The sequence below is a fragment of the Pseudomonadales bacterium genome, assembly GCA_024234215.1.
Lineage (GTDB): Bacteria > Pseudomonadota > Gammaproteobacteria > Pseudomonadales > UBA5862 > JACKOQ01.
The window spans coordinates 187056-199623 of the sequence record JACKOQ010000005.1; the positions used below are offsets into that span (position 1 = coordinate 187056).

The following is a 12568-nucleotide window of genomic DNA, read 5'->3' on the forward strand; positions in this document are numbered from 1 at the left end:
GTATCTGATAAAACTGCCCGCGCCACATCAATGGCTGGCACGCTGCTCCTGCATCGTGCTGGCACTGCTGCCAGCCATCGTCGAGAGTGCGGCGGGCTGCAGAATCTCGACATCCTTGCCCTCGACCCGCAGCAGTCCCTGCTTTTGAAAACGGGTGAAGACCCGGCTGACGGTCTCGACGGCCATCCCCAGATAGTTGCCCATCTCATTGCGTGACATGCTGAGCCGGAAATGGTGTGCCGAGAAGCCACGCCGTTTGAACCGCATCGAGAGGTTCACCAGCAAGGTGGCGATGCGCGCTTCGGCACTCTTCTGGCCCATGACCAGCATCATGTCCTGGTAGTCGCGCAGCTCCTTGCTCATCGAGTGCATCACCTGTTGGCGCAGGGCTGGCAGTTCGTCAAACAGCTTTTCGAGACGGATGTAGGGAATCGCGCAGACCGAGGTGGTTTCGAGCGCCACCACCGAAACCGGGTAGGTGAAGCAGTTGAGCCCCGACAGTCCGGCCAGTTCGGTGGGCAGATAGAAGCCGGTGATCTGCTCTTGGCCACTGTCAGTGATGGTATAGCTCTTGATCGAGCCGGTACGAATCGCGAAGACCGAATCGAAGATGTCGCCCTGGTGAAACAGGTAGTCACCCTTTTGCAGTGGGCGGCTGCGCTGGATGATCGAGTCGAGTTTGCTGACACCTTCATCGGTCAACGAAAGTGGCAGGCAGAGCGGCGCCAGTCCGCATTCATGACAGGCAACCCGGCTGATCTTGCCGGGTTGATGGTGACAGGAGATGGCGGCGAGATTGCGTGACTCTGACATGGATCCTGCTCATGGTGGACTGCTGGGCGTCTCGTCTGATCATGCTGCGTGCGGATCAGATCGACAACGTACTTGAGAAGTATAACGAAAAGCACCACCTCAAGAAAAAACTGTCAGCCTGCCAGCAATCGACTCAGGTTCCACAGCCCAAAGAGCGCCACCAGCAATCCGTTGAGGCTGCGCAAATAGGGATGAGCCAGGAGCAAACGAAATCTGAAAAAAGCCAGACCACTGACGAACATCAGCGGCAAGGTGCCAAGACCGAATGCAAGCATGGTGAGCGCGCTCTGCCAGGCACTCTCGGCGGTGGCTGCCCAGCCTAGGGTGGCATAGACCAGACCACAGGGCAGCCATCCCCATATGAGCCCCGCCAGCAGAGCAGTCCGGAACCGTCGCACCGGCAACATCTGGTTGGCAACCGGCGCCACCCTTCGCCAGAGCTGCTGACCGATCCGCTCGATCGGCAGCAGCAACCGCTGGAAACCGGCCAGATAGCCCCCCATTGCGATCAACAGCAGTGCTGCCATGACCTGAACCAATGTGGCGAAGAGAAAAAACCGCGCCTGCAGCCAGCTCGACAGCAGCCCGACCAGCAATCCGGCCACCGCATAACTGAAGATGCGACCAAGGTTGTAGCCCAGGATCAGCAGCATGCGCTCGATGGGCCGCACGGAGCTGGAGGAGAACATGCCGAGCGCCCCCATGATGCCACCGCACATGCCGAGACAGTGGCTGCTGCCGAGCAGCCCGAACATGAAGGCCGCGCCATAACCCAGGCTCTCAAACATCGGCAGGCGGCCGCTCGCGCTGTATCGGATCGCCCTCTTCGGTCGCCTGCTGGCCGGGCGGCTCGTCGTCGAACATCAGGTCATGGCCATGTCGCTGCAGATCATCGAATTGGCCTGTGCGAACCGACCAGGCAAAGGCCCACAGCATCACGGCCACCAGCAGCAGCGACAGCGGAATCAGAATGAACAGAATCTCCATGCCGCTACTCCACCGTTTGCGAGAGCGGAACGGCGCGCGGAGGGCCCGGCAGCGCCGATGACAGCGTGAGTGGTGCTTCCGTCAGCCCGGTTGCAACCGGTCGCAGCAGCCGCAGGGCATTGGCCACCACCAGCAGCGAGCTGAGGCTCATCCCGAGCGCCGCCAGATAGGGCGACACCCAGCCGGCCGCGGCAAACGGAATCGCCAGCAGGTTGTAGCCAAAGGCCCAGAGCAGATTCTGTCGGATCACCCGACTGCTTCGGTCGGCCACCACGAAGGCGGCCACCAGCGACGACAGTCGGCCGTTCAGGATGATGGCGTCGGCCGAACTCTTGGCGAGGTCGCTGCCTTCATCGATGGCCACCGCCAAGTTGGCGCCGGCAAGCACTGGCGCATCATTGACGCCATCGCCCACCATCAACACCTTGGCACCACTCTGCTGGCGCGCTCTGACGGCCGCCAGCTTGGCCTCCGGCGTCATGCTGGCCTGCCAGTCGACCAGATTCAGTGAGGCGGCCAGGGGTGCAACCGCAGCCGGGACATCGCCACTCATCAAGGCGAGATGCAAGCCCCGTGAGGCCAGTTGCCGCAGACTTGCGGCCGCATCACGGCGTTGCGGCTCTTCCAGTTCGAACCAGGCCAGCAGTTGCGACTCGCTGGCCAACGCAAGCCACTTGCCATCCGCCGAAGGCGGCGTCACCGGCTGCTCTGACCGCAACAGAGCCCGGATGAACTCCGGCGTGCCGATGCGAACGCTCTCGCCCCGCCATACACCTTCAACGCCCTGCCCGGCACTCGAGCACAGCTCAATCACCCGTGAAACCGGCAACGCACGGCTGGCCGCTGCATCGATCAGGGTGGCGGCAATCGGATGTCGCGATGCACCTTCCAGGGCCGCGGCCAATGCCAGGCAGCCATCGGCATCGAGTCCGGCAGCAGGCAGGGTCCTGAGCAACCGCAGGCGTTGCTCGGTCAGGGTGCCGGTCTTGTCGAAAACCACCTGATCGATCTGATTCAGGCTCTCGATCACATGACCCTTGATCGCCAGAAAACCCTGCTTCTGCAGAGCAAGGGTCGCTGCCGTCAACACGGTCGGCGTGGCCAGAGACAGCGCACAGGGACAGGTGATCACCAGCACCGAAAGCGTGATCCAGAAAGCATCCGCCGACCCCTGCCACCACCAGAAGAGATAGACCGATGCGGCGCAACCGAGCATGACGGTGACGAAGTGGCTGGCGATGCGATCGGTCAACTGGATGATGTGCGGCTTGTCAGCCTGCGCCTGCTGCAGCAGTCGTTCGATCATCGCCAGGCGGGAGTGCTCGACCCCGCAACTGACGCTGATCCACAGCGCCTGCTCCAGATTGATCGAACCACCGAGCAGCCGATCACCCACTTCGCGAAGCACCGGCAGACGTTCACCAGTCAACAGCGATTCATCGACACTGCTGCGGCCGTTTTGCACCACGCCATCGGTCGGGATCACCTCACCGGGCCGAATCAGCAGCAGATCGCCCACTTGCAGCCGTCGCAGTGGCACGGACTCTTCACCTTTCTCGCACACCCGGGTTGCCAACCGTGGCAGGCGACTGCGCAGATCGAGCGCCGCCAGACCCGCACGCTCACGCACGGTGCGCTCCAGAAAGCGGCCCAGCAGCAGAAAAAAGACGAACATCACCACCGAGTCGAAGTAGACCGCCGGCCCCTGAGTGAAGGTGGCCCAGACACTGACCAGAAAAGCCAGTGCGATGGCCAGTGCGACCGGCACATCCATGCCGGGGCGACGCTGGCGCAGATCACGCCAGGCACCGCTGAAAAAGGGCCGGGAAGAGATCGCCACCACCGGCAGGGTCAGCAGCAGGCTGGCCCAGCGCAGTAACGTCTGATAGTTGCGCTCGAATTCAAGAAAATCGTCGAGATAGAGCGCGCCGCTGTACATCATCACCTGCATCATGCCGATGCCGGCAAAACCCAGCCCGATCAGCAGATCGCGACGCTCCCGCTGCAGCAACTGCTCTTTTGCGGTGACAGTGAAAGGTTCGGCACGATAGCCCAGCCGATGCAGCGTGGCGACGATCTCGCCAAGCCGAATCTGGTCAGCCTGCCAGTTCACCTCGGCGCGTCGCTGGTCAAAATTGACGCTGATACTGCGGATGCCGGATTGCGCCTTCAGACCGGATTCGATCAGCCAGACGCAGGCGGCGCAATTCATTCCCGCCAGCAGCAATGAAACATGGTGGCTGCCATCCTCCGCCACCTGTACCAGTTCAGCCGCCACCGCCGGGTGGTCATACTCGCTGAAGTCGGGCAGGCCGGACAGCGCGGGATCATCGGGATTCAGGGCTGGTCGGTCTCGCAACCGGTAGAAGCGGTCCAACCCTCCTTCGACAATGCTGCGCGCAACCGCGGCGCAGCCGGGACAGCACATTGGCCGCAATGTGCCCTCGATCTCCACCTGCAGCGGATCGGGCTGCGCAATCGGCAGGTCACAGTGGTAGCACTTCATCCCGGCTTGAATGCAGCCCGCAATTCAACCGGTCGAGGCAGCTCGGCCTCCCCTTTGAGTCGCCAGTCACCCCTGTCCAAGGTTGCCGGGGCAACAGAGAGGTGAAAACGGCCATGGGGTGGCCGCTCGAGCAGGGTGCGATAGTGACGCGGCGCCACCTGTACCAGCGTGAAGCGCTGATCCTGTTCGGCCAGCGTGGGATGGTCCAGTTCGAGCGTCAATGCACTCGGCCAGTCGGTGAGTTCACCCTCCAGGACCACCAGAAGTTCCCTCGCATCGGCGGACAGCTCGATGCGGGCTGACAACCGGGCGGCGGCCGCGGCCTGATCGCGCCGGATCGACTGGTTGATCATCATCCCCTCTTTGTAATAGTCGTCCCGCACCAGGCTGTCACGGCTGTCGAGCGCGAAGCCGAGCAGGATCAGCCCCGCCACCACCGACAGCAGCGGCAGCGCGATGAGGAACCAGGGCCAGAACTGACGATACCATGGAGCAGGAAGGGTTGACGTGGCAGACGACATGATGGACACCCTCCTTCAGCGTTGCGCAGGGCCAATGAATCGACTCTCCTGAGTGATTCGATAATCATCACGGTCGATGGCCTCCAGCGAGAAGAGAATCTTGCGCGAGCCCTGACCCAGCTGCTGCGCCGGCACTGTGAGTCGCAGCGGCAGTGAGAGCACCTCTGATCCATTCACCTCGGCTTCGGTGGCGCCCTGGATTTTCAAGCCATCGATGCCGGTGGCCGTGATCCGGTAGCGGTGCGGGGCACTGTCCATGTTGAGAATCTTGAGGGTATAGCTGTTCTCGATGCCGCCATCACTGCTCATGGTGAACAGTTGATTGCGGTCACGGATGATGTCGAGTTCGAGCGGGATGCGCTGATAGAGCCGGTAACCGAACAGCCCGATCATCACCAGGATCGCCACGCCATAGCCGACCAACCGTGGCCGCAGGATATGCCTTTTGCCGGTTTCGAGTTCGGCCAGCGTCGTGTAGCGGATCAACCCGCGCGGGTAGCCCATCTTGTCCATCACTTCATTGCAGCCATCGATGCAGAGTGCACAGCCGATGCACTCATACTGCAGGCCATCGCGGATATCGATGCCGGTCGGACAGACCTGCACGCAGACCGTGCAGTTGATGCAGTCCCCAAGTTCCTGTTTTTCGGCTGCGTCACCGCGCTTGCGCGAACCACGCGGTTCGCCCCGTGCCGCATCGTAGGAAATGATCAGGGTGTCCCGGTCGAACATCGCCGACTGGAAGCGTGCATAGGGACACATGTATTTGCAGACCTGCTCGCGCATCCAGCCGGCATTGACATAGGTGGCCAGCATGAAAAACAGCGTCCAGAAGGCCGCCACCGGATGGGCCTGCAATAGCACCAGATCGGGCAGCAGTTCACGAATCGGCGTGAAGTAGCCGACAAAGGTCAGGCCGGTCCAGAAGCCGAAGCCGAGCCACATGGCATGCTTGAGGCCCTTCTTGAACAGCTTTTCGGCTGACCAGGGGGCCTGATCCAGCTTGATACGCTGGTTGCGTGAACCTTCGGCAAACTGCTCCATCCACATGTAGATGGCAGTCCAGACCGTCTGCGGACAGGTATAGCCACACCAGACCCGCCCAAGCCAGTTGGTGACGAAAAACAGGCCAAAGGCACAGATGATCAGCAGCCAGGCCAGAAAGACGAAATCCTGCGGCCAGAAGGTCCAGTTCAGGATGTAGAACTTGCGCTCGGGCAGACTCCACAGCAGCGACTGATGCCCATTCCAGTTGATCCATGGCAGCAGGAAGTAACCCAGCAGCAGCGGCCAGCCGGTGTAAAGCCGAATGCGCTGAAAGAAACCTTCGATCTTGCGGGTGTAGATCTTCTCGCGTTTCTCATACAGGTCGAGCTCCCGGGAATCGGTCACCGGAGGCTGTTTCGGATCAATCTCGCGAACCGGAAGACGTTGAGGCATGACTGTCCCGCGGCAGGGTGAGGTCAGAGTGTACAACAGTACGATTTGTTCGAGTCATCCCGGTGATGGTGACCATGCGGCCATCCTCACCGGGATGTCGAACTCAGATTGAAGTCGCTTTAAACCGCTACTTCTTCGGTTGGGAGAGCGAGTAGACATAAGCAGCGACGATGCGGACCTTCTGCGCACCCAGCGTCTGCTCGAAGGTCGGCATCTGTCCGGCCCGGCCGGCAGCGATGCTGTGCTCGATCTGCCCCGGCGCGCCGCCATAAAGCCAGATGGCATTGGTCAGATCAGGAGCACCGATCAGCTGATTGCCCTTGCCATCCATGCCGTGACAGGCCGTGCAGGTCGAAGCGAAGAGCGCTTTGCCCGCCTCTGCCAGTTTCGGATCGGCAGTGCCACCGCTGAGATTGACCACATGCGCGGTCACCTGCTTGACCTTTTCATCGCCCAATATGGGCCCCCACGGCGGCATCTGACCACGGCGGCCGCTCAGAATCGTGGTCTCGATCGCCTCGGCAGTGCCACCATAAAGCCACTCGCTGTCGGTCAGATTGGGAAAACCGAAGCTGCCGGTTGCCGATGAACCGTGACAGACCGAGCAGTTGGTGGCGAAGATGCGCTGTCCCATCTTCAGCGCCTGCGGCTCCTGCTGCAACTGCTCGACCGACATCGCACCGTAACGGACAAACAGCGGACCAAACTCCTTCTCGGCCTCCTGCACCTCTTTCTGCCAGGCACCCGTGGAACTCCAGTTCAGCACACCGGGAAAGTTGCCAAACCCCGGGTAGAGCACCAGATAGGCCACCAGAAACAGCAGCGAGAGAATGAACATCATGTACCACCAGTACGGCAGCGGATTGTTCAGCTCTTCGATGCCATCCCACTCATGACCGGTCGTTGCCCCCTCGCCCGGCGGCACCTTGCGGTTGGATTGCAGCAACCACCAGCTCCCCACCGCGGTCACCGCGACCAGCACCATCACCCACAGGCTCCAGAAGGTACTCATTGACCCTTACCTCTTGAATTCGGAGTTGTTTCAGCTTCATCGTCGAACGGCAGTTGCGCCGCTTCGTCGAAGGCAGATTTGCGTTTGCTGCTGTAAGCCCACAGACAGATGGCGACAAACAGCAGCATGACCACCACCGTGCTGACGGCACGGACCGTATTGATCTCCATGCGCTATTTCACCGATTGCATCACTGTGCCGAGTTGCTGCAGGTACGCGACCATGGCATCGGCTTCCGATCTGCTCTGCAGGGCCTGCGGCGCCGCCTCGATCTCGGCATCGCTGTAAGGAACACCCACGGTGCGCAACGCCCGCATCTTGGCCTGGATCTGACTGGCATCGACCTCGCTGTCGAACAGCCAAGTGAAGGCAGGCATGTTCGACTCGGGCACGACATCACGCGGGTTGTAGAGGTGTGCCCGGTGCCAGTCATCGCTGTAGCGACCACCGACGCGGGCAAGGTCCGGTCCGGTTCGCTTCGATCCCCACAGGAAGGGATGCTCATAGACCTGTTCACCGGCCACCGTATAGTGACCATAGCGCTCGGTCTCGCTGCGGAAAGGGCGCACCATCTGGGTGTGGCAGACATGACAGCCTTCACGGATGTAGATGTCGCGCCCTGCCAGCTCCAGCGGCTTCAGCGGTGTCAGGCCGGCCACTGGCTGGGTGTTGCCCTGTATGAAAAAAAGAGGGGGAATCTCCGCCAACCCACCAAAACTGATGACGATCGCAACCAGCACGATCATCACTCCCAGGTTTTTCTCGATCAGGTCATGTTTCATGATGCGGCTCCCGTCAACCGGCTTGGGGAATGGCGTGGGCAATGGATGCATCGGCAGGGCGCGCAGTCTTCCAGACGTTGTAGGCCATCACCAACATCCCGAAGAAGAAGATCGCACCACCGACGAAACGCACCACATAGCCGGGATAACTCGCCTCGACCGCTTCAGCGAAGCTGTAAGTGAGGGTGCCATCGGTGTTGACCGCACGCCACATCAGCCCCTGCATGATGCCGTTCACCCACATCGAGGCGATGTAGAGCACGGTGCCGATGGTCGAGAGCCAGAAGTGGAAGTTGATCAGCGGAATGCTGAACATCTCGCCCTGCTTCTTGCCGAACATGATCGGAATCATGTGGTAGAGCGAGCCGATCGAGATCATCGCCACCCAGCCCAGCGCACCCGAGTGGACATGGCCGATGGTCCAGTCGGTGTTGTGCGACAGCGCATTGACGGTCTTGATCGACATCATCGGTCCTTCGAAGGTCGACATGCCATAGAAAGAGAGCGAGACGATCAGGAACTTGATGATCGGGTCGGTACGCAGCTTCTCCCACGCGCCCGAGAGGGTCATGATGCCGTTGATCATGCCCCCCCATGACGGTGCCAACAGCACCAGTGACATCACCATGCCGACGCTCTGCGCCCAGTCAGGCAGGGCGCTGTAGTGCAGGTGGTGGGGCCCCGCCCACATGTAGACGCAGATCAGCGCCCAGAAATGCACGATCGACAGCCGATAGGAGTAGACCGGACGCTCGGCCTGCTTGGGAATGAAGTAGTACATCATCCCAAGAAAACCGGCCGTCAGATAAAAGCCGACCGCATTGTGGCCATACCACCACTGCACCATCGCATCGATGGTGCCGGAGTAGACCGAATAGGATTTGAACAGCGAGACCGGAATCGCCACGCTGTTGACCACATGCAGCAGCGCCACCGCGATGATGAAGGCCCCCAGAAACCAGTTGGCCACATAGATGTGCGGTGTCTTGCGCTTGATCAGGGTGCCGAAGAAGACCACTGCGTAGGAGATCCAGACGACGGCGATCAGGATGTCGATCGGCCACTCCAGCTCGGCATACTCCTTGGCCGTGGTCAGCCCCAGCGGCAGCGTGATGGCTGCGCTCAGGATCACCAGCTGCCAGCCCCAGAAGACGAAGCTGGCCAATCCATCCGAAAACAGCCGCGCCTTGCAGGTGCGCTGCACGATATAAAAGGAAGTGCCCATCAGGGCGCAGCCACCAAAGGCGAAGATCACCGCATTGGTGTGCAGCGGTCGCAAGCGGCCGAAATGGGTCCAGGGCAAGTCCAGATTGAGCGCCGGCCAGGCGAGCTGGGCCGCAAGCAGCACCCCGACGCCCATGCCGACAATGCCCCACACCACCGCCATGATGGCGAACTGGCGGACAACCTTGTAGTTGTAAAGCGGGTGATCGATCGCTGTGGTCATATCCTGTTTCCTGTGTGGAGACTTGAAGCGAATGTTAGCCGATCCAGCCGGGTGCAACCATGACTTGCGTCAATCGGTCGCAGCATGCTCTTCTCGATCAACATCTTGATCTTGGCTCTCTTTCTGATTCATGCCCGTCAATCGCCATGACCGAGGCAGTCTCATTCACGACAAAAAAGCCGGTCCGGAGCACGCCCGGGCCGGCTTCAGCGGATTCGCTACCACCCGGCATCGTCAGCAGACGGTGTCGGGCGCTCGGTGCTGATCTACAGCGGATGCACCTGCACCGGCAGGTGGGTGATGCCACGGATCAGCGACGAGAAGGCACGCTCTGGCTGGCCGACCATCTCCACCATCCGGAAGCGCTTCTGGATCTCTTCCCAGGTCACCCGCAGTTGCATCTCGGCCAGACGGTTGCCCATGCAGCGGTGGATGCCAAAACCGAACGAGAGGTGGTTGCGCGGATTGTCACGGTCGATCAGGAATTCGTAGGGACGCTCGATCACCTCTTCATCACGGTTGCCGGAGACATACCACATCACCACCTTGTCACCCTTGCGGATCTGCTTGCCGCCCAGCGTGGTGTCCTGCAGGGCGGTGCGGCGCATGCTGATGATCGGGGTCTGCCAGCGGATGATCTCGGGGACCATCTTCGGAATCAGTCCGGGGTTGTCGCGCAATTTCTGATACTGTTCCGGATTTTCATTCAGTGCGACCACACCGCCACTCAATGAGTTGCGGGTGGTGTCGTTGCCGCCGATGATCAGCAACAGCAGGTTGCCGAGGTACTCCATCGTGCTCATGTTGCGGGTGGCTTCGCCATGGGCCAGCATGGAGATGAAGTCGTCGCGCGGTTCACCCGCCGCCCGCTCCTTCCAGATCTGGGTGAAGCAGTTCAGACACTCCATCATCGCCGCCATCTTCTCTTCCTGGGTCTTGACGATGGCATCGGGTCCGGGAATGACCGTGGTAGCATCGGACCAGAAGGTGAGCTTGCGCCGCTCCTCGAACGGAAAATCAAACAGTGTCGCCAGCATCTGGGTGGTCAGTTCGATCGACACCCGATCGACCCAGTCGAAGGTCTCACCCACCGGCAGGTTGTCGAGAATGGTGCCGATGCGCTGACGGATCAGCGGTTCCATCTGCGCCAGCCGCTGCGGCGCGACACCCGGCTGCACCACCTTGCGTTGCGCCCCATGCCTGGGCTCATCCATCGCGATGAACATCTGGATCGGCATCTCGTCGGTGATGTCCTGCAGCTGGATGTTCGGTTCGGAAGAGTAGATGTGGTGTGCACCCTCGACCGCCATGATGTCCTTGTATCTGGTCACCGACCAATAGGGGCCGAACAGTGAGTCGGAGCAGCGGTTGACGGGATCTTCCTTGCGCAGACGGTCCAAAAATGGCCAGACAGTGTCGGTCTGATAAAGAGAAGGTTGTGACAGGTCGAACTGATCGAGTGGAATCGAGTAGGGATCCCGGCCTCGCAGTTTCAGAAAGGTGGGTTTTTCGGTCGCGTTGGCGGTGGACATGTTTACGGTTTCCTTGGATGAGGTGATGCAGATGAACCAGCATGAAGCATCGCCTCCGGCAGACGCATCCATGCCTGTGTCCCATGAGGCCCAGTCGTGACGATAACGAAACGCGGCGGGCCAACCGCGATTCCGCGCGAATCATATCCATCTCGGGTCAAGATGGATATGCCCGTTCGCACACTATAGCAACAGGCGACGCAGATCCTCGAGATTGGCCACCAACTGGTTGCAGAAACGCGCAGCATCGGCGCCATTGAGCACGCGGTGGTCATAGGAGAGTGACAGCGGCAGGCGGGTGCTCGGCACGAAACCAATACCATCGAAATGGGGCTTGATCTGCGCGCGGCAGACACCGAGGATGGCCACCTCTGGCGCGTTGATGATCGGCGTGAAACCGATGCCGCCCAGGCCACCCAGACTGGTGATGGTGAAGGTGGCACCCTGCATCTCGTCCGGCTTGAGACGCAACTGCCGCGCCCGCTCGGAGAGGTCGCGCAACTCTGCGGACAACTGCAACAGCCCCTTGTCCTGCGCATCACGCAGCACCGGCACCAGCAGCCCTTGCGGAGTGTCGACGGCGATGCCGAGGTGGTAGTGCTCCTTGATGATCAGCGCTTCGCCACTCGAATCGAGCGATGCGTTGAACCGCGGATGCAGGCGCAACGCCGCCACCGCTGCGCGGATGATGAACGGCAATATCGTCAGCGGCGCGGCATCGGCTGGCGCACGCTCCCGTTCGGCACGACGAAATTTCTCCAATTCACCGATGTCAGCCTCATCGAAGTGGGTGACATGGGGAATGGTGAGCCAACTGCGGCTGAGGTTGCGTGCCGCCACCCGCTGGATGCGCGACAGTGGCTCGCTGCGCACCGCGCCAAAGCGGGCCGCATCGGCCAGCGTCGGACCGAATACCGGCTCCAGCGGCAGGCCCGGCGTCGTCATCGGCGGCGCCGCCACCCGCTGCCGGATGAAACCGGTCAGATCCTCCTTGGTGATGCGCTGCCTGGGACCGGTCGGTTTGACCTGCTCCAGTGGCACACCCAGCTCCCGCGCCAGTTTGCGCACGGCGGGTCCGGCGTGGAGCAGTTTTTCACCTTCGGCCATGGCGGCCGCTGCTGGTTCAGTGCGAGCGGGGGAAGGCTCAGGCGCCTGCACGGCCGGCTCGACCGGTTTCGGCGGGGTTGGCGCTGGCGCCTCGGCAATGGCTGCGGCAGGCGGCTCCACCTCGATGTTGGCGGGAGCGGCTTGTACCGATTCGATCAGCGCGATCAGGGTGCCGGCGCGTACTTCATCTCCCAGCGCCACCTTGATCGCCATCACCTGCCCTGCCACCGGCGCCGGAATCTCCATTGCCGCCTTTTCCGATTCGACCACGACCAGCGTGGCGCCGGCCGCAATCTGCACGCCTGCTTCGACCGGAATCTCGATCACCTCGGCATGGTCTGCGCCACCCAGCTCCGGAACCACCACCTCGATCTTGTTCACCTTGATCTCCTTGCTCTGCTGCGCTCGAACGGCGGCACGG

The 12568-nt window shown here is 61.2% G+C and carries 12 protein-coding genes; all 12 read right to left on the reverse strand.

The window, feature by feature from the left end:
* Positions 1-27: 27 nt before the first annotated feature.
* Positions 28-813: a fumarate/nitrate reduction transcriptional regulator Fnr gene (fnr, locus tag H7A13_10425; GenBank protein ID MCP5333749.1), complete on the reverse strand. Its 786-nt coding sequence runs from the start codon at positions 811-813 to the stop codon at positions 28-30.
* Positions 814-926: 113 nt separating this feature from the next.
* Positions 927-1601: a sulfite exporter TauE/SafE family protein gene (locus H7A13_10430; GenBank protein ID MCP5333750.1), complete on the reverse strand. Its 675-nt coding sequence runs from the start codon at positions 1599-1601 to the stop codon at positions 927-929.
* Positions 1594-1800 carry a cbb3-type cytochrome oxidase assembly protein CcoS gene (ccoS, locus tag H7A13_10435; protein ID MCP5333751.1) on the reverse strand — a complete coding sequence of 69 codons (207 nt, stop codon included), beginning with the start codon at positions 1798-1800 and terminating at the stop codon, positions 1594-1596. The genes H7A13_10430 and ccoS overlap by 8 nt, the downstream gene beginning before the upstream one ends.
* 4 nt (positions 1801-1804) lie before the next feature.
* Positions 1805-4306 (reverse strand): heavy metal translocating P-type ATPase, encoded by a 2502-nt coding sequence (locus H7A13_10440; protein MCP5333752.1) that lies wholly within the window; start codon positions 4304-4306, stop codon positions 1805-1807.
* Positions 4303-4827, reverse strand: coding sequence for a FixH family protein (locus H7A13_10445; protein MCP5333753.1), 525 nt, complete (start codon positions 4825-4827; stop codon positions 4303-4305). Before H7A13_10445 ends, H7A13_10440 begins: the two co-directional genes overlap by 4 nt.
* A gap of 15 nt (positions 4828-4842) precedes the next feature.
* Positions 4843-6267 (reverse strand): cytochrome c oxidase accessory protein CcoG, encoded by a 1425-nt coding sequence (ccoG, locus tag H7A13_10450; GenBank protein MCP5333754.1) that lies wholly within the window; start codon positions 6265-6267, stop codon positions 4843-4845.
* 127 nt (positions 6268-6394) lie between these two features.
* On the reverse strand, positions 6395-7279 hold the full coding sequence (ccoP, locus tag H7A13_10455) for a cytochrome-c oxidase, cbb3-type subunit III (protein MCP5333755.1): 885 nt from the start codon (positions 7277-7279) through the stop codon (positions 6395-6397).
* Complete coding sequence (locus tag H7A13_10460; protein ID MCP5333756.1) at positions 7276-7449, reverse strand: cbb3-type cytochrome c oxidase subunit 3; 174 nt, start codon at positions 7447-7449, stop codon at positions 7276-7278. The genes ccoP and H7A13_10460 overlap by 4 nt, the downstream gene beginning before the upstream one ends.
* Before the next feature lie 3 nt (positions 7450-7452).
* A complete protein-coding gene (gene ccoO, locus H7A13_10465; protein ID MCP5333757.1) occupies positions 7453-8061 on the reverse strand; it encodes a cytochrome-c oxidase, cbb3-type subunit II in 609 nt (202 codons plus the stop codon).
* A 13-nt stretch (positions 8062-8074) separates the two neighbouring features.
* Positions 8075-9508, reverse strand: a complete 1434-nt coding sequence (gene ccoN, locus H7A13_10470; protein ID MCP5333758.1) for a cytochrome-c oxidase, cbb3-type subunit I — start codon at positions 9506-9508, stop codon at positions 8075-8077.
* A 266-nt stretch (positions 9509-9774) separates the two neighbouring features.
* The gene (locus H7A13_10475) at positions 9775-11040 is read right to left on the reverse strand and encodes a cytochrome P450 (protein ID MCP5333759.1); all 1266 of its coding nucleotides are present in this window, start codon (positions 11038-11040) and stop codon (positions 9775-9777) included.
* 183 nt (positions 11041-11223) lie between these two features.
* The gene (locus H7A13_10480; GenBank protein ID MCP5333760.1) at positions 11224-12528 is read right to left on the reverse strand and encodes a 2-oxo acid dehydrogenase subunit E2; all 1305 of its coding nucleotides are present in this window, start codon (positions 12526-12528) and stop codon (positions 11224-11226) included.
* Positions 12529-12568 lie beyond the last annotated feature (40 nt).

Coding starts and splice junctions, on each gene's coding strand:
- fnr (MCP5333749.1), bottom strand. CDS start 813: ATGTCAGAGTCACGCAATCTCGCCGCCATCTCCTGTCACCATCAACCC.
- H7A13_10430 (MCP5333750.1), bottom strand. CDS start 1,601: ATGTTTGAGAGCCTGGGTTATGGCGCGGCCTTCATGTTCGGGCTGCTC.
- ccoS (MCP5333751.1), bottom strand. CDS start 1,800: ATGGAGATTCTGTTCATTCTGATTCCGCTGTCGCTGCTGCTGGTGGCC.
- H7A13_10440 (MCP5333752.1), bottom strand. CDS start 4,306: ATGAAGTGCTACCACTGTGACCTGCCGATTGCGCAGCCCGATCCGCTG.
- H7A13_10445 (MCP5333753.1), bottom strand. CDS start 4,827: ATGTCGTCTGCCACGTCAACCCTTCCTGCTCCATGGTATCGTCAGTTC.
- ccoG (MCP5333754.1), bottom strand. CDS start 6,267: ATGCCTCAACGTCTTCCGGTTCGCGAGATTGATCCGAAACAGCCTCCG.
- ccoP (MCP5333755.1), bottom strand. CDS start 7,279: ATGAGTACCTTCTGGAGCCTGTGGGTGATGGTGCTGGTCGCGGTGACC.
- H7A13_10460 (MCP5333756.1), bottom strand. CDS start 7,449: ATGGAGATCAATACGGTCCGTGCCGTCAGCACGGTGGTGGTCATGCTG.
- ccoO (MCP5333757.1), bottom strand. CDS start 8,061: ATGAAACATGACCTGATCGAGAAAAACCTGGGAGTGATGATCGTGCTG.
- ccoN (MCP5333758.1), bottom strand. CDS start 9,508: ATGACCACAGCGATCGATCACCCGCTTTACAACTACAAGGTTGTCCGC.
- H7A13_10475 (MCP5333759.1), bottom strand. CDS start 11,040: ATGTCCACCGCCAACGCGACCGAAAAACCCACCTTTCTGAAACTGCGA.